Consider the following 15,772-nt stretch of genomic DNA (forward strand, 5'->3'; position numbering starts at 1 on the left):
GGCGCTCCGGTAGCAGCGCCGTTTCACGTGAAGCACGACAGTGCCGGAGCCCGTCAGGCGGCGAGCGATACCGCTACGGCACCGGTCACCGAGAGCGCGATGACAGCGAGCGCGGCGATCGCCAGCCAGCCGATGAGACCCGCGGTTTCCTGCGATTTCGCGCGCAGCCAGGCCGGGAGGAACAGGATGCCGAGTGTCGCGAGGGTGCCCGCGGTCAGACCGCCGAGGTGCCCCCACATGGAGATGCCCGGCAGCGAGAAGCTGATGAATATGTTGATGCCGATGAGGATCAACATCTGATTGGGGTTCTGCCGCAATCGGATCAGGATCACCGTGATCGCACCGAACAGGCCGTACACCGCACCGGACGCACCGGCTGTCGCACTGTTCTGCGCGAGAACCATGACGGCCGCGGACCCACCCAGCAGCGAGACCAGATAGACCGCGAGATAGCGCAGCCGTCCGAGCACCAGCTCGGCATCCCGGCCGACGATATACAGCGCGAACATATTGAGCATCAGATGGATCGGGCCGTAATGCAGGAACCCCGATCCGATGATGCGCACCCAGTCACCGTCGGCGACGAGGTGCGGAACCAGTACCCAGCGCCGGAACAGCTGAGACCCGTTGTAGTTGTCCACCAGGCTGCGCGACTGGGCCGCGGTCACCGCGAACACCAGCACGTTCACCGCGATCAGCGCATAGGTGACGTAAGGGGTCGGTTTCTGTGCGGCGGGCGCACCCGCGACCGTCCGCACCTGGCGCACGTCGCGCTGCTCCTGTCGCAAGCAGTCGACGCAGTGCTGGCCGACGGCGGCGGGCCGCAGACATTCGGGGCACGCGGGCCGCCCGCAACGCGTGCAGGCCAGGCCCGTCGGGCGATCGGGATGGCGGACACAGGTCGGTGCGGGCGGCTGAGCGTTCATGGGTCTATTCGATCGTGATCTTCGAGATGACGACAGGTTCCTTCGGACGGTCGTTGCGATCGGTCGGTGTGGTGGCGATGGCGTCGACGATCTTGCGCGAATCCGGATCGATGACCTCGCCGAAGATCGTGTGCTTGCGGTTCAGATGCGGCTGCGGACCTACGGTGATGAAGAACTGCGAACCATTGGTCGCCGGTCCCGCGTTGGCCATCGCCAACAGGTAGCCGCGGTCGAAGCGCAGTTCCGGGTGGAATTCGTCGCCGAATTCGTAGCCGGGTCCACCGCGACCGGTGCCGGTCGGGTCGCCGCCCTGGATCATGAAGCCTTTCATCACCCGATGGAAGACCGCGCCGTCGTAGAACGGTCCGGACGTTCCGCCGCTCGCGTTCTCCGTCTTGTACTCGGCAGTGCCGTCGGCGAGGCCGACGAAGTTCCGCACCGTCTTCGGAGCATGGTTGCCGAAGAGCGAGATCCTGATGTCACCGTGGTTGGTGTGCAGCGTCGCAACAGCGGTCTGATTCGGTGAGGTCACGCCGCCCATCGTGCCACGCACAGGCGGCTGCGCAGCGAACCGGGCTCCCCCGCCTCTCCGCGTCTTTCTGCCGATCCACACGTGCGCCGAACGTCGCGCGGCGGGCCGCCGGTAGGAGGCGGACCGATCGCTGGGCGTACCCGGTGAGCTACCCATGCACCACCGAGACCAGTCGTCGTCTTAGCAATTCTGCGCGAATCGCGGGGTTGTGCCAGAGTGGTCGAATGACCTTGGGGCGCCTTCACGTATCTGCACGTACTCGGAACCGACTACTGGTCGCGGCCCTTGTCGCGCTGGCGGGTGGCGTGGCCTGGCTGGTGCGCAGCAAGCGACCGCAGGCCCAGGAGCCGGCACCGGCACCGCCGCGGATCGGATACTCCCGCAACGGTTCCGCGCCGACTCCCCTGGCGGAAGCCGGCGCGGAAAACGGTCGCTGATTCCGGCTTTCGATCAGCGGCTCACGGTCCGTTTGTACTGCCGCTGGGCCAGCGGGATGAACACGACCAGGATGATCACCACCCAGGCCAGCGTCGTCACCACCGGATGCCGCATCGACCAAGCGTCCGATTGCGGCGCCATCGGGCTGGTGTTGCCGAACAGTTCGCGAGTGGCCTGGGTGATCGCGGACACCGGATTCCATTCGGCGAATACCCGCAGCACCGTCGGCAGGCTCTCCAACGGCACGAAGGTGTTGGCGAGGAATGTCAGCGGAAAGATCACCATGAAGCTGGCGTTGTTGAACACCTCCGGCGCCCGGACCAGCAGTCCGACGACGGCCATGATCCACGACACCGCATAGGCGAACAGCAGTAACAGCACGTACGCCAGCACCGCGTCGAGGAACGAACCGCGGATCCGCCAGCCGACGACAAATCCGGTCAGCGACATCACCACCAGGCTGACCACGTTGATCACCACATCGCTGAGCGTCCGGCCGAACAGCACCGCCGACGGCGCCATCGGCAGCGAGCGGAATCGGTCGATGATGCCCTTCTGCATATCCTCGGCAAGCCCGAGTCCGGTGAAGGTCGCGCCGAAGACCACGGTCTGCGCGAAGATGCCCGCGATCAAGAACTCCCGATAGCCGCCCGACATGCCGGGCACCTCGATGGCCGACCCGAAGATGTAGGCGAACAGCAACACGAACATGATCGGCGAGAGGGTCGAGAAGATCAGCACATCGGGCACGCGCTTGATCTTGATGACATTGCGTTTGGCGATGGTCAGGCTGTCGCTGAAGACGATCGAGAGTCGTTCGCCGAGGGGCATCGAGATTCTGGGGTCGGGTGCCGTTGTCGCCGCGGTCATCGGATCTTTCCTTCCGTCGCTTCCAGCCGGTCCCCGTCCTTGCCCAACGCGACGCGACCGTCGCCGTTGGTCAGCTCCTCGGCCTCGTGGCCGGTGAGGGTCAGGAAGACGTCGTCGAGCGAGGGACGCCGCAGGCCGACATCGTGGATCTGCACGTTATGCCGCGTCAGCAGGCCGATGGCGTCGACGAGCGCCTGCGAGCCGTTGCTGACCGGAACGGTGATCCGGCGCAAGCCGGGCTCGAGATGGATCTCGCCGTCGGCGAGACCCTGCAGCGCCTGCTGCGCGGTCGCGAGCTTGTCGGCGTGATCGACGGTGAGCTCGATGCGGTCGCCGCCGACCAGGGTCTTCAGCTCGTCCGCGGTGCCGCGGGCGATGACCTTGCCGTGGTCGATCACCCCGATGGCGTCGGCCAGCCGGTCGGCCTCCTCCATGTACTGCGTGGTGAGCAGCAACGTGGTGCCGCCCGCGACCAATTCCTCGATGACATCCCAGAGGTCGAGGCGCGCCCGCGGATCCAGGCCGGTGGTGGGCTCGTCGAGGAACAGCACCGGCGGGTTCGCCACCAGCGCGCCTGCCAGGTCGAGCCTGCGCCGCATGCCGCCCGAGTAACCCTTGACGGGCCGATCTGCCGCGTCGGCGAGCCGGAATCGATCGAGTAGTTCGCGAGCACGCTCCTTACTGCGCTGCACGCCCATGTGATAGAGACGTCCCACCATTTCAAGATTCTCGAAGCCGGTGAGATATTCGTCGACGGCCGCATACTGACCCGACGTTCCGATTCGCGATCGCAACGCTTGCGGATTGCGCAGTACGTCGATGCCTGCGACGGTCGCGTGGCCGGCATCCGGTATCAGCAGCGTGGTGAGCACTCGGACGGTGGTGGTCTTACCTGCGCCATTGGGTCCGAGCAGTGCGGTCACGGTGCCCTCCGGCACCGACAGGTCGAGTCCATCGAGCGCGACCACGCGGCCGTAGCGTTTGACCAGACCCTCGGCGACTATTGCGTCGGGCATGATTCTCCTGACGTTCGTGAGTTGTCGATGTCGGTTTTCTGATTACGCCGGCCTGCGGTGCCGAGTCGAATTCGCTGAGCCGGGAGCTGACCGATACTCGAGTCAGTATTGCCGTGGTCACCGACAATTTCATCCGATTTGCCGACTGCTCGGTCGAACCGAGTCGGACCGGAGGAAAGAGAAGAGGCCGCATCCCGGCCAAGGCGGTGCTCGGGGGTGCCGGATCGGGATGCGACCGGTTCGATCATCCCGCCGATGTCGTTGCTCGATCGCGCGTAGCCGACTACCCGATTCGGTCGTGCGCAGTACTCGTCTCGGCACGGATCCGCCGACGTGGAACGTAGGAGCCGAGTCGGTCGGTCACGGTGTTCTGTTGCTTTCCCACCGCTACGGCAGGCTTCGATTCGCACGAACACATGTTCGCATCGGGGTACGACATGTTCCGGCGCCGTGCTTGCCCGGCCGCCCTGTTTCCCGCCGCCGCGACACGCGGCGCATCCGGCGCGGCCACCGCTCCGAAACGTCCTGGACACGCGATCCATGACACACGGAGACCGGTCGGAATGTTTTCTGAAGACACACCGGAATGGCGGATCAGCGTCCGAAGAAGCAACGTAATTTCCTGTACAACAACAGTTTTGGCAAACACCAAGCCATCGCCTCCCCGGGGCCGATCGACACCCTCCAGTCAGGCGATCGGCCCTCATTCCGAAGCCGAATAAGCCAACCCCAAAAATCTTGAAAAGTGGCGATCCCCACGCACACACAATCGCGGATCATCGCGTAGGATCATTCTCGTCGGCCCCTCCCCCCCGGGCCGACCTTACGCGGGCCTCGGCTAACTCCCCCCCTTCGCCGAGGCCCGCTCCCCATTTCTGGACCAGGTCAGGTCGCTGAGCTGCGGTGTTCCGCCTCGGCAGCCAGCGAACGCCAGGCAGCCGTCAACCGTTGCGCCCGTACTCTTCCGGCCGTCGCAAGCAGCGGGCGATCACGCTCCCAGCGCGCCGCGACGACCGGTCCCGCGCTCTCCCACAGCGGTTCCAGTTCCGCCAACAGCCGGTCGAGAAGTTCGAACGCGCCGCCGAGTGCGATGTGGACGCCGGGCGAACTCGGCCGGTCGATATCGAGACCGCGCACGGCCGCCACCGCGGCGAGCAGCCGCTGCACCACCGGCTGCGGCCACCCGGACTCGCGGGCGACTCGGATCAGCCAGCCGAGCGCCGCGGCGAGCACATGAATGTCCTCGATGGTCCGGAACGGTTTGAGGTAGTCCAGGTAGCCGTCCCCCGGCAGCATCCGCGCCGCGGCATCGGTGAATGTCACTGTGGCGTGCGGAATCTCGGGGGCGAACGGGACGGCCGGCAGGTTCGTCACCCGCACACCGGGCTCGTCCGCGTCCACCAGCACCGCGTGCAGGCGGTTGCGGCCGTCCGGCGATTCACCCGAACTGGCGATCACCACCAGCCGCCGCGCCATGATGCCGAGCGTCGTGAACGACTTGGTGCCGTGCACCGACCATCGGCCGTCGGTCTCCACGAGCGCGGTACGGATCACCGAGGGATGCGCGCCACCCGACTCGGTCGCCGAGACCGCGACCAGTTCGTCGGCGGGTAGGTCGGCGATCAGTGTCCGCAACGCCTCCTGATAGCCGGACAGGAACGCGAAACCCAGGCGGTCGGCGCCGAACCCGCCCGCGATCGCCACATCCACCGGCGTGGCGAACCGCGCCGCGACCGCGCGATGCCTCGACCACGCTTCCGCCACGGTCTCGATGGGCGCCGGATCGACGGCTTCGGTCAGCAGGTAGTCGAGCACTGAATCCACGCCTGCACGGTACCCCCGGGTCGAATGCCGTCGGCGAGGCCACATCTCAGCAAATCGCGCGGCGGTGCACCGGGCTATTCACAGGATCAGCAGGTATCACTGAGTGGCCCTACCGCTTCGAAAGGAGCCCGACCTGTGCCGAAACCGGACGAAGACCGCAGAAAAGCGCTCTACGACGCTGAAGCCAGGCTGTCGTGGGTGCTCGCAGGGCTGGCCGGGCTGATCGGCGCGGCGGCGTTCATGCATACCGCCGGCTACTTCGTCACCTTCATGACAGGCAACACCGAGCGCGCGGTTCTCGGCTACTTCCACAGCGAGTCCGACATGGCGATCGCGGCGACCCTGCTACTGGTGTCGTTCCTGTCCGGCGTGGTGGTCGCCTCCTGGTGTCGCAGGCACTACTGGTCCGGTCATCCGCACGGCCCGACCCTGCTCACCACCGCGAGTCTCGCCACGGCCTCGACCGTCGACATCTGGTTATTCCATGCGTTCGATACCGACAAGATCGACTTCATCCCGATCCTGTTCGTCGCCTTCGGTGTCGGCGCGCTCAATACTTCGTTCGTCAAAGACGACGAAGTATCGATTCCGCTGAGCTATGTCACCGGCACGCTCGTCAAAATGGCGCAGGGCTTCGAACGCCACATCAGCGGCGGCACCTACGCCGACTGGCTCGGCTACTTCCTGCTCTACCTGGCATTCTCGCTCGGCGCACTGCTCGGCGGTCTGTTCAGCCTCGTTGTCGCGGGCTGGGCGATGCTGATCACCGCCACCGTCGTCTGCCTCATTGTCACCTGCTACACCTACCTGCACCTGGACCTCCACGGCCCGCCGACGGAAACGTGACGGCCCGAAAGGCCACCCAAGAACGGCACGGCCAGAAACCCAACAACGACATGATGAGAAGCACGACAACGGCCGGCCAAAGGAGAAGGCGAACGCTCCGCTAGAGCGCTCGCCTCCGGGTGTGAAGCCTGCTGTCCGAACCCTGACCTCGGCCGCTCTGCCGAACGAGGTGAGAGCGCGGTGATCGGTTACCCGCGATCAGCGGGTGGTCACCTCGCGCCACATGTCTGCGTCGTCCCGCTTCCGCAGCTTGGTGATTCCGATGAGAACCGCGACCACAACACCGACCGTCAGAAGAAGTTTCATGGCTCCCAGCGTACTGCGGTGTTCGGGGTCGGCCCAGGAGACGTTGCGCCGAGCGCGGCCGCTGATCAGTTCGTCCGAATGGCCAACCCGGGTGATCCATCAGCACCCTGCTGATCGGCTGGCCGAGGAGCACGGGCAGGCGGCCGCGGTTGCCGTCTGGGGCGTGCTTTTGGGCGACGATGGCGCTGTTGATACCCGGCGGCCTTAGTACCCGCGAAGATCAAGTGCTGGCATTGGAGGTGGCAGGCGGGGTTGCCGCAGCCACATTCATCGTCGATCCGGCCACCGCCACCGCGACGCAGCGGCAACCGAGCGCCGCCCGTCGCGCTCGGGTAGCCAAGTGCATCGAGGTGCCTCCTGACGAAACACGACCGTGGTTTGCGCCTGCCGCCGCCGAGGCTATGCCACACCAGTCACAAAATAGACCCACCGGTTCTTTTGTGTGCCCGCACATCGCCGGAACGACCACACCTACCACTCATATCGGTCTGACCTGCATATACATGCTCCATGTCGGCGAGATCACTCGACGAACCCGCAGCCCGGCCGAGAGTTGTTTTGACGCTGCGAACGGTTGCCAGGTAACGTTCCGGGAGCGTGTTCTTGGAACGCGCGCCGCGACACGCGGTGAAGGGGCCTTAGCTCAATTGGCAGAGCACTGCCTTTGCAAGGCAGGGGTTAGGGGTTCGATTCCCCTAGGCTCCACATCCGCGGTCAGAACCACTCTGACCGCGCAATGCCCCGGGCGATCGAGCCTGTCCAGAGCTGTTGCCACCAGGATCGGACACATCGCTGTACGGTGCCCGTACCCGCGGCCTGGGCTGCGTCTGCAGCTCGGCTCAGGTGGGTCATAAGCCCCCGGAATCGGAAAAGCCTGGCGTATGAATCCATAGCATGCCGCTATTCACACTCCCGTGCAGCTTCCCACCGACGGCCGATCTCCACTTGCCGGGTACAGTCGACATTCTGTCCAAGCCCTTGCTAGATGGAGAAATAGAAGTGGACCCCTCCCGCTGCGTTGTGCTGGTACCTGTACACGATTACATCGAGCCCGGGTGCGAAGAGGGTTTAGCAGCGCTGGAAAAGCTCGGTCATCCGGTGTGGCGTGTGTACGGCTGTTCTGCGATAGATCAGGCGCGCAGCCGAATTGCCACAGAGGCGTTGGCGGAGGGTTTCGAAGAACTGATGTGGATTGATTCCGACATCGGCTTCAATCCGAACGCGGTGGCGATGTTGCGGTCACACGACTTGCCGATTGTTTCTGGAGTATACGCCAAAAAAAGATCACGCGCGCTTGTCTGCAGCCTTTTGCCCGGCACCGAAAAGATCATACTCGGCGAAGGCGGCGGTGTAATGGAGATATTGTACGCCGCCGGCGGATTCCTACTCACCAAGCGGAGCGTCTACGAGAAGATCGCGGAACACGAAAATCTTCCGGTCTGCAATATACATTTCGGACATACCAACGTGCCGTACTTCCTACCGCTGATCGTCCCGCACGGCGAGAATCATTGGTATCTCGGTGAAGATTTCTCGTTCTGCGAGCGCGCTCGGCGCAGCGGATTCAGCGTCTACGCTGATACTCGGTTCCGCCTCGAGCACTTCGGCAAGTATGGATTCACCTGGGAAGATGCGGGTAGCGGCAGAAGCCGCTACGGCAGTTACGAATTCAACTTCCAACCGGACAAGGCGACTTTCGACACCAAGGTCGATACCCACGCAGGCATCGACCTGGCCGACTGAAAGCGGTGGCCGGGCAGGTGACCCACGGCCCGGATATCACACTTCCTCGTCCACATACAGCGGGAAATATTTTTCGATCAGAAAATCGGGCAGCACGTACTGCGGAAACATCGACACCGTGCTTTTGGGGTGCAGAATATGCAGCACAAGCCCCTCGGTATCCGGCACGCAGACGGCCTTGAAGCCAGCGCGTTGCAGCCTGAGCGAGAAGTCATAGTCCCAATGGAGTCCGCCCGGCGGGTACCCGCGGACTTCTATTTGCTGATGAGTCGACTTGCGCCATACGAAGGAAAAACCGTATCCCCAGACATGCTCTTGGACCACGTTCGGATTCCAGCGACTCGTCGAAATCGGGAAGGATGGCTCCGAAGGCGACAGCATGAAATGCGTCGGGGCCAACGCATCAGTCTTCCAGTAGCAGAACATCTTATTCGCGGGATCATAAGCAAACCATCTGCTCAGAGTGACAAAATCCGCGTCACCGAGGTACTCGACCATTCGGTCGATATACTGCGGTGCATAGAAGTCGTCATCGTCGAAATCAACAATAATCTCGCCGCGCGCCAACTGAGTCATAAGGTTGATCTTGTCGCCGATAGACATGCGACTATTAGGGAAATGATAGTAACGGATGTGATGTTCGCGACACAGATTCTCGTCCAAGAAATCGGCAGGCTCCGGGCTATCATCGACGATGATCATTTCCATTCCACCGTCAAATTTCTGAGCACAGTAGTGCCGAATGATTTTTCGGAGGAATTCCGGTCGCTGATAGGTCGGGCAGACCACGCTCACACGCGGAGCGGGTGAGGTATCGCTGTACGAAGACTGGTCGGTTGTCGTTGAATACAGCTGTATCGACGAACGTTCCATCGGCACACCGAAGCTGTGTGCCATGTTCTGGATCGATGCACCATCAGAGTCACCGAGAACACGGGCAAGGCTGGATCGGGCAGAATTGGAGGGCCGACGTTGTGCACTGCCGATAGCCGCGAGCACGTCCTGCACCGAATCCGACTCGAGTCGGTGCCGCAGCGCGTGCTTCCACTCCGGCACCTGATCGTATTGTTGCACGATCGGGTATAGCTTGCCCGCGGCTGTCCGCACGCCATCCGCGGCCAGGAAAGGCGCGGGCTCCAGGGGAAACCGACGCACCGTTTCGGTCTTGTCGAGATGTGCAACCGTGCTCGCCTGACAGGCGAACCCGTCCTCTGAACCGACAAACTGCATCGTCGAACGATATGGTTCCATATCGAGCAACAGATTGTATGCACTTTGTTCTGCAACAGGTACGTTGGCAGACCTGGCGGTCAGAGAGATGGCGAGACAAAGATCGGCCAACACAGATGCCTGGCCAGCCAAGACTCCTACATTGCAGACCGCTTTCGACTGTAGCCGTTCAGCATGTTGCGGAAACCCTTGTTGCAGGTTGTTCCAACTGCGCTCCTCGTCGGAGTATCGAACCGAAGCGCTTGCGGCGAGAAACGGACGATCGAGGTGGGTTTCCAGCCACCTGACCGGGTCCGCTTGAAAATACACATCCCGCACATCGGCGACAACGGCGAATCGCAGCGAGTGTGCGAATGTCCGCAACAGGTAAGCGATGTCTTCGAACCGCTGGTTGTACACGCTGCCACGAAGCGGCATCCGTACCGCATGCAGCCCAAGCGATTCCAAGTTCCCGGCAATGAGATCACCGGCGCGATCGCGGTCGTACACGATAACGACACCCAAACCGGTGAACCCACTCGTGACGAGGCTCGTCGCCCACGGCTCCACATCAGCCCATGAATACCCCGTCACCGCACCGATGACGATGTCCTGCTTAGTACTCATCTGCTCCGACCGATCAGATCTGCTTCGGTGGCTGGACGGGTGGTGGTCCCGACGGCAGCGTCTGGCTCACCACCGGCGGCGGCGGCTTAGCGGACTCGGGGTCAGGAAGTGTGTTGGCATCCAAACCGGACGGGTGGAAGAAGCCTGAGAAGTCCCCGTATTTTTCGGTCAGCGGCATGCTGTGGGGATCACCCGGGTTAGCGAGGGAAACGAGGGTACTGCCGTCCAGAATGAACCAGCCATTCTCGTTCTTGACGACCATCGCGTAGTGCTGCTGACCGTCCTTGGTCGTCCACGACGCCACATCGCCAGACTTCATGTCGGGGGAGTTGGGGTCGACAGGCGTCCAATCGCCCTTGTTCTCGCCCGCGGTACCGGCGTATGCGCCTGCCGCATCGAGAGATGGGTTCTGTATCTGCTTCTGCAAAACCTCGGCGACCGACGGGGGAACATGGACGGTCGATTGGTCCGGCAGCGGGAAGTCCACCGGTGCGCCCGGTGCCACAACCGGCGGCGGAGTGCCGGCATTGGCGGGTGCGGTCACGCCAGGAGGGGTCGTCTGAACCGCGGGTGTGGCGGCTGTGGGTCCGCCGGGTTGTGCGTTGCGGCGTTTTTCGTCTTTGAGCTCTTCGAATTCCTTGCGATCTCTACTACTGAGGCCACTGTCTTCGTGCTGCGGCATGGTAGTTCTCGGGGTCATAAGGTTGCTCGCGAGGAGGGGCCCCATCATCGACGTCGGATCCATCGGCGGCGTGGCGGGGGCCTGGACATTGCCTGTATTGCCGCTCTTGCTACCCGATACTGGTTCCTTCAACGCCGCCAGAATCGAATCTATGTTCGGAGTCTCGGACGTACCGCCGGTGCCCTTACCGGTGCCGGTGTCGACGCCAGTGCCAGTGCCAGTGCCAGTGTCGGCGCCGGTGTTCAGAACCGGTTTTATAGAGGCGAGGTCGTCAGAAGTAAAGTTAATGGGTTGAGCGCCGGTATTCTGCTGCTGGCCCGGCTGCTGCTGCTGGAACGGCGGCTGCTGGGTATAGATCGGCTGCTGCTGCTGGGCAGGCCTTGCTGCTTCGGCGGCCGCCTTTTCGGCGGCCCTCTTTTCGGCCGCTTCCTTTTCGGCGGCCTTCTTTTCGGCGGCCCTTTTTTCGGCGGCGGCTTTGTCGGCAGCCTCCTTTTCAGCGGCGGCCTTGTCAGCGGCCTTCTTCTTTGCTTCGACTACCCACGGTAGTTCTGAAACGCCCTTCGCATATTGGAAGACCAGTTCCGTGCAGTCTTTGACCACCGTCCGGAGTACTTCATAAATGCCTCTCTCCTCGTAGACATCCTGAATTCCCGGCTCGGTCCATTTAGTTCCTGTCTTTTTTTCCGTCTTTTCGTTGTATGTGTCCTGGCCAGTTTTGAGTTGTGCCCAGATAGTATCGTGAGCATCCTGGACCTTGTTGTACATACCCTGGTAAGTTTGCAGATGCATCGCATCGACTTTGAGATTCGTTGTCTTGAAATCTATATCCGAACTCTCGTACTGGGTCACCAGACCTGTGATAGTTAAATAGGCCTTACTGTATCCGTCATTCGCTGCACCGCTAGCATGATCCGAAAGCGCTTTGACTGTCTCGTCCGAGAGATTGTCGTCAAGATAATTGCTTTTTTGCCAATCTTTGTCTTGCCAGTATTTGTCAGAGCCTGACATCAAGGACTTGGGCATAATTTGGTCCGGATCCGGGTTACCCATTTGATCTTTTTTGCCCATTTGGCCAACCAGCCAATTAAGCTGAAGATTGGTGAGGTAGATGGCTCGTTTCAGAGGTTCGGAAGCATTCGCAGGCTCTCGGATTTCGACGGGGAATTCCTTGTAGTCGGCGCCCGTCTTTATATTTAGTTCATCACGACCAAGGAAGGCTTTCTCGACGTCAGCTAGCTTCTTTGCGTCATCTTCCGCCTTGCGCTTGGCAAATTCTTCAGGTGTTTCCCGAGCCCAAATTACATTTTGGTTTGTTTTGACATCGATAAGCCCATTCCAATTGGAGTCTACTCGCTTATTGAGCCCGACAAGCTGCCCATCGTCTGTCAGAACATACTGATGGGTACCCTCAGGGTCGGTAGAGTCCTCATCGTCCCAGTCATCGTTGCCTGCCGGGCCCTGATAATTCCCTCTATCGCTCGAGATGCGTGAATTTTCACCATCTTCGTCATCATGGAGCTCGAGCCTGGTCTCAGTACCATCCCCCTCTTCGGTTTCGAACCTGAGTTGAGTTGATCCGTCGTCCGCGGTCCCCATCGGATCGCCGATTTGCTTGTTATCGGCTGTTCGTATGATAACAAGCTGGTCGTGTTCGTTAAATCCCAGCTTATATTCTTTATTCTTCGAAAAAAGCCAGTCGCCTTTTTTCAGCCGCTGTTCCGGATTTATAACGCCGCTGTTTACATCAACGGAAGTCTTATTGTTATCACTCATTTGAGTTCACCCCCCCAACCGCACAGGCCGAGACGTATTGTTGACAAGCCGGCGAAAGCAATGCCGAATCGTTCACCGAAATTCCCATAAGCCTGCTACCGTCTCACGCTTATGTCATCGTCCGTCGGATCGATTCACCATGCGCTACATCTTCTGTTTCCAAATCATTTGCAAAATGATGCGATTCATTACTGATCTCGTGATATCTGTCGCCAGCCGTGGTAAGGTCGTCTTCGCGAACCGTTGCGTACTCCACGGCGAACACGTTAAACGCGTGGGACGCATTGCCATATCTCGTATTGAGTGACTCTTCCCACTCGAGATCGCGCTTCGACTTCGCGTATGTCGCGTCCCCAACCATGCCGTCCTTGCCAGCCTGCTTGCGCACGCCGTGCGGATCTTGAAAGAAGTCCTGGGCCATGACGACGCCTCCATTTCAACCGGTACCTCGATTGTCACGCATTCCCACATCTGGGGACTGCCGAGTCACGACCCGAAACCTGACCACCGTCGAGGTCCGTGCTCAGCGCCGGAGGGTCGAGGTTGAGCCGGCATCAGTGGTCTCGACCGAACTCCGCCTTTTCCCTGTATCTGTACTCCGACTCGGTGATCAGGCCCAACGAATCGGCGAACTGCGGAAGCGCACCGTTGTACAGCATTTCCGCACGCCGACCCACCTGAGACTTGAGGTAGGCGAGCCGTGCAACCCGGACAACCTCATCGGCCAGCCAACTGTCCGTGTTATCCCAGACTTCGTCACCAAGATGCATACCGACGACCATGCCGTTGCGGTCACACGCCACACCGACCGAATAGTCGGGGTTGAACACCTCATAGATCAGGTTGCGCCAATCGGGCGGCGCTTCACTCCAGGCGCCACCTGACCTGTCCAGATCCGTCACCGCATCACTCCTGGTTATCGTCGACCGCACCAACGGGCTACGGGCGCGGCCACTGCACCTTCGGCAGGGACGTCTCCTCGATGACAATTTTGTGTTGGCGCATTGCGTCCAAGGTGCTGGCCTGAATTGCGGCCATGAGGTCGGCCACCAACTCCTGGCTACTCGCAGAATTCGCAATCGTTCCGGGGGCTATGTACAGATCGGTGAGTCTGCCTGCCCCATCCACTTCCGGAATCACCCGGGAGCTGGGTGAGGGACGTCGAGCGCGGATCTGGTCGATCCGCTCGAGCATCTCATCGAAGGCATGCACCACCGCCCGGCCTGATTGGACTGCCGCTATCGTTTCGGGATGCATGTGGGAGGGCATGTCATCCGCCACGACTACCGCTCCTCAGAGAGGTCGCGAACCCACACTTCGGCAGCAGAGCACAGTGACACCGCCCGAACAGAGCTGTCGGACCGCAGAGTCATCGGATGCATATTCGCTTTCGCACCCAGCACTTTTCGCATGCCACCTCCTCCCGTGGATGGTACGGTTTCCAGTCCTTCATACCCCTCTGTCAGACTCCCCAGATCTGAGAAGGGTTGGATCCTGGTCCATCCCATGCCGACCGCCTCCCCGGAGTGCAGAGGTCACGACAGCGAAGGCCGCCGAGTCCGCGTCTACCCACCGGCAGCGAGCCAGGCAGTCGCCGGAGTTCTATCGCAGGGATTGCCGCATGCGGCATATGCAGGAGGTGTTCGCCGGTGCACGACAGCGACTCGGCGCTGTCGAAACAGTTGTCGACAGTGATCTCCGAGGATTTTTCGTTCCGCTGGATTGACGCCGGCAGCCAGATGGTGACAAAGAATGCGACACCTGGTGTGAGTGGAGATCGGGATGACCAGAATGGTGTGAGGTGGGCCTAGGAGGACTTGAACCTCCGACCTCTTCGTTATCAGCGAAGCGCTCTAACCGCCTGAGCTATAGGCCCTCATCAGGCTCGGATTCCCCGCCGAAGCTGTTAACCGAACCGAGGCACGAGATTACCCTACCGGCCTGCTGAAGACCAAAACGGCCGGTAGCGGCCCTGTGCGGGGTCGCTACCGGCCGGCTGGAAATCGTCCCTAGTCGGGGTCGGCCAGGGTTATCTGGATGCCGCCGACGAGGTCGCAGCACTGGTTGTAGATGAAGGTGCCGACGGTCGCGAGCGCGGTGATGAGCACCACGTTGATGAGACCGATGACACCGGCGTAGCCGAAGACCGTGCCCGCGTCGATCCCCACCGAACCGCTGTCCTGCGACACCATGTCGTTGACGGTGTTGTTGAGCCGCTCCCACACGCCCATGCCCTCGAGCACGATGTAGAGCAGACCGACGGCGAGCATCCACACGAAGAACATCGCCACGCTGATCACCAGCGAGATCTTCAAGGTGGACCACGGATCGATCCTGCGGATCTGCACGGTCGCCCGTAGCGGCTCACCGCTGGCGACCGCCGCGGCCACCGCGACGGGGACCGCGGGCGAGATGCGCGCCTGCGGACCCGTCGCCTCCATCGGGGGCAGCGGATGCCGGATATCGGAGAGGTCCGGCATGTCCTTGATCAGCTCGGGCCGCGCGATGCTGCGCGTCGGTCCGTCGATGCCGACCGACTTCACCATCGCCGCTTCCTTGCGGGCCGCTTTGGCCGCGAGGTCGGCGGTGGTCCGTGCGTTGCTCGTGTTGCCGCCGAGCCCACCGCCGCCACCGCCACCGCCGAGACCACCCGACCCGGTGCCGGGGCGACCGGTCACCGGAGCCTGACCGGGGCGGTACAGGTTGGACTGCGGTTCCCGCTGCGGCAACTGCGCCCACCCGTCCTGCTGGTAGGGCGACGGGCCCCCGCCATTGCCGTGCGCTTGATCGCTGCCGCTGGACGGCTTGGACTCTCTGGACGGCTTGGACTCTGGGGAGTTGTTCATCCGCGCCGTCTGCTGGTCGAACGATTCGGGCCGCGCGACCCCCGCTTTATGGTCCGGCGCCGGCAGCTGCGGCGTACCCCACAGCGCGGGCCCGGTCTGCGGCCAAGCCCACCTGGGGGGGGAAAAAAAATGCG

General features: G+C 61.9%; 15 protein-coding genes and 2 tRNA genes. 4 read left to right on the forward strand and 13 right to left on the reverse strand.

Annotation, left to right across the window (positions count from 1 at the left end):
* Positions 1–53: 53 nt before the first annotated feature.
* Together ACFU4Z_RS13400 and ACFU4Z_RS13405 are read right to left on the reverse strand one after the other, a co-directional pair.
* Positions 54–926, reverse strand: coding sequence for a rhomboid family intramembrane serine protease (locus ACFU4Z_RS13400; RefSeq protein WP_379062432.1), 873 nt, complete (start codon positions 924–926; stop codon positions 54–56).
* A 4-nt stretch (positions 927–930) separates the two neighbouring features.
* Positions 931–1,458, reverse strand: coding sequence for a peptidylprolyl isomerase (locus ACFU4Z_RS13405; protein ID WP_379062434.1), 528 nt, complete (start codon positions 1,456–1,458; stop codon positions 931–933).
* A gap of 224 nt (positions 1,459–1,682) precedes the next feature.
* On the opposite strand from ACFU4Z_RS13405, the gene ACFU4Z_RS13410 reads away from it, so the two are divergent.
* Positions 1,683–1,895 (forward strand): hypothetical protein, encoded by a 213-nt coding sequence (locus tag ACFU4Z_RS13410; protein ID WP_379062436.1) that lies wholly within the window; start codon positions 1,683–1,685, stop codon positions 1,893–1,895.
* Between the two features lie 13 nt (positions 1,896–1,908).
* Here ACFU4Z_RS13410 and ACFU4Z_RS13415 read toward each other — a convergent pair whose 3' ends face one another.
* The 3 genes from ACFU4Z_RS13415 to ACFU4Z_RS13425 all read right to left on the reverse strand — a co-directional run bounded on the left by ACFU4Z_RS13415 (position 1,909) and on the right by ACFU4Z_RS13425 (position 5,606).
* Positions 1,909–2,727: an ABC transporter permease gene (locus ACFU4Z_RS13415; RefSeq protein ID WP_379062564.1), complete on the reverse strand. Its 819-nt coding sequence runs from the start codon at positions 2,725–2,727 to the stop codon at positions 1,909–1,911.
* A gap of 35 nt (positions 2,728–2,762) precedes the next feature.
* Entirely contained in the window at positions 2,763–3,782 is a 1,020-nt protein-coding gene (locus ACFU4Z_RS13420) for an ATP-binding cassette domain-containing protein (RefSeq protein ID WP_379062438.1), read from the reverse strand.
* 885 nt (positions 3,783–4,667) lie between these two features.
* Positions 4,668–5,606 (reverse strand): acyl-CoA dehydrogenase family protein, encoded by a 939-nt coding sequence (locus tag ACFU4Z_RS13425; RefSeq protein WP_379062440.1) that lies wholly within the window; start codon positions 5,604–5,606, stop codon positions 4,668–4,670.
* Positions 5,607–5,741: 135 nt separating this feature from the next.
* On the opposite strand from ACFU4Z_RS13425, the gene ACFU4Z_RS13430 reads away from it, so the two are divergent.
* Entirely contained in the window at positions 5,742–6,452 is a 711-nt protein-coding gene (locus tag ACFU4Z_RS13430) for a YoaK family protein (RefSeq protein ID WP_379062442.1), read from the forward strand.
* A gap of 198 nt (positions 6,453–6,650) precedes the next feature.
* Here the strand turns inward: ACFU4Z_RS13430 and ACFU4Z_RS13435 are convergent, their stop codons facing one another.
* Positions 6,651–6,758 carry a DLW-39 family protein gene (locus tag ACFU4Z_RS13435; RefSeq protein ID WP_379062444.1) on the reverse strand — a complete coding sequence of 36 codons (108 nt, stop codon included), beginning with the start codon at positions 6,756–6,758 and terminating at the stop codon, positions 6,651–6,653.
* Between the two features lie 632 nt (positions 6,759–7,390).
* On the opposite strand from ACFU4Z_RS13435, the gene ACFU4Z_RS13440 reads away from it, so the two are divergent.
* Positions 7,391–7,463, forward strand: a tRNA-Ala gene (locus ACFU4Z_RS13440).
* 294 nt (positions 7,464–7,757) lie between these two features.
* Positions 7,758–8,501: a hypothetical protein gene (locus tag ACFU4Z_RS13445; protein WP_379062446.1), complete on the forward strand. Its 744-nt coding sequence runs from the start codon at positions 7,758–7,760 to the stop codon at positions 8,499–8,501.
* A 36-nt stretch (positions 8,502–8,537) separates the two neighbouring features.
* On the opposite strand, the gene ACFU4Z_RS13450 is transcribed toward ACFU4Z_RS13445, so the two are convergent.
* The 7 genes from ACFU4Z_RS13450 to ACFU4Z_RS13480 form a co-directional block, all read right to left on the reverse strand.
* Positions 8,538–10,337, reverse strand: a complete 1,800-nt coding sequence (locus ACFU4Z_RS13450) for a glycosyltransferase (RefSeq protein ID WP_379062448.1) — start codon at positions 10,335–10,337, stop codon at positions 8,538–8,540.
* A 13-nt stretch (positions 10,338–10,350) separates the two neighbouring features.
* Positions 10,351–12,792, reverse strand: a complete 2,442-nt coding sequence (locus ACFU4Z_RS13455) for a hypothetical protein (protein ID WP_379062451.1) — start codon at positions 12,790–12,792, stop codon at positions 10,351–10,353.
* Positions 12,793–12,901: 109 nt separating this feature from the next.
* Positions 12,902–13,213 carry a hypothetical protein gene (locus tag ACFU4Z_RS13460; protein ID WP_379062453.1) on the reverse strand — a complete coding sequence of 104 codons (312 nt, stop codon included), beginning with the start codon at positions 13,211–13,213 and terminating at the stop codon, positions 12,902–12,904.
* 133 nt (positions 13,214–13,346) lie between these two features.
* Entirely contained in the window at positions 13,347–13,694 is a 348-nt protein-coding gene (locus ACFU4Z_RS13465) for a hypothetical protein (protein WP_379062455.1), read from the reverse strand.
* Between the two features lie 37 nt (positions 13,695–13,731).
* The gene (locus tag ACFU4Z_RS13470) at positions 13,732–14,073 is read right to left on the reverse strand and encodes a hypothetical protein (RefSeq protein WP_379062457.1); all 342 of its coding nucleotides are present in this window, start codon (positions 14,071–14,073) and stop codon (positions 13,732–13,734) included.
* A 521-nt stretch (positions 14,074–14,594) separates the two neighbouring features.
* A tRNA-Ile gene (locus tag ACFU4Z_RS13475) sits at positions 14,595–14,668 on the reverse strand.
* A gap of 133 nt (positions 14,669–14,801) precedes the next feature.
* Positions 14,802–15,638 (reverse strand): DUF3566 domain-containing protein, encoded by an 837-nt coding sequence (locus ACFU4Z_RS13480; protein WP_379062459.1) that lies wholly within the window; start codon positions 15,636–15,638, stop codon positions 14,802–14,804.
* Positions 15,639–15,772: the final 134 nt, after the last annotated feature.

This window comes from Nocardia sp. NPDC057440, assembly GCF_042802915.1.
Lineage (GTDB): Bacteria > Actinomycetota > Actinomycetes > Mycobacteriales > Mycobacteriaceae > Nocardia.

Coding starts and splice junctions, on each gene's coding strand:
- ACFU4Z_RS13460 (WP_379062453.1), bottom strand. CDS start 13,213: ATGGCCCAGGACTTCTTTCAAGATCCGCACGGCGTGCGCAAGCAGGCT.
- ACFU4Z_RS13455 (WP_379062451.1), bottom strand. CDS start 12,792: ATGAGTGATAACAATAAGACTTCCGTTGATGTAAACAGCGGCGTTATA.
- ACFU4Z_RS13400 (WP_379062432.1), bottom strand. CDS start 926: ATGAACGCTCAGCCGCCCGCACCGACCTGTGTCCGCCATCCCGATCGC.
- ACFU4Z_RS13420 (WP_379062438.1), bottom strand. CDS start 3,782: ATGCCCGACGCAATAGTCGCCGAGGGTCTGGTCAAACGCTACGGCCGC.
- ACFU4Z_RS13480 (WP_379062459.1), bottom strand. CDS start 15,638: ATGAACAACTCCCCAGAGTCCAAGCCGTCCAGAGAGTCCAAGCCGTCC.
- ACFU4Z_RS13450 (WP_379062448.1), bottom strand. CDS start 10,337: ATGAGTACTAAGCAGGACATCGTCATCGGTGCGGTGACGGGGTATTCA.
- ACFU4Z_RS13410 (WP_379062436.1), top strand. CDS start 1,683: ATGACCTTGGGGCGCCTTCACGTATCTGCACGTACTCGGAACCGACTA.
- ACFU4Z_RS13435 (WP_379062444.1), bottom strand. CDS start 6,758: ATGAAACTTCTTCTGACGGTCGGTGTTGTGGTCGCGGTTCTCATCGGA.
- ACFU4Z_RS13415 (WP_379062564.1), bottom strand. CDS start 2,727: ATGCCCCTCGGCGAACGACTCTCGATCGTCTTCAGCGACAGCCTGACC.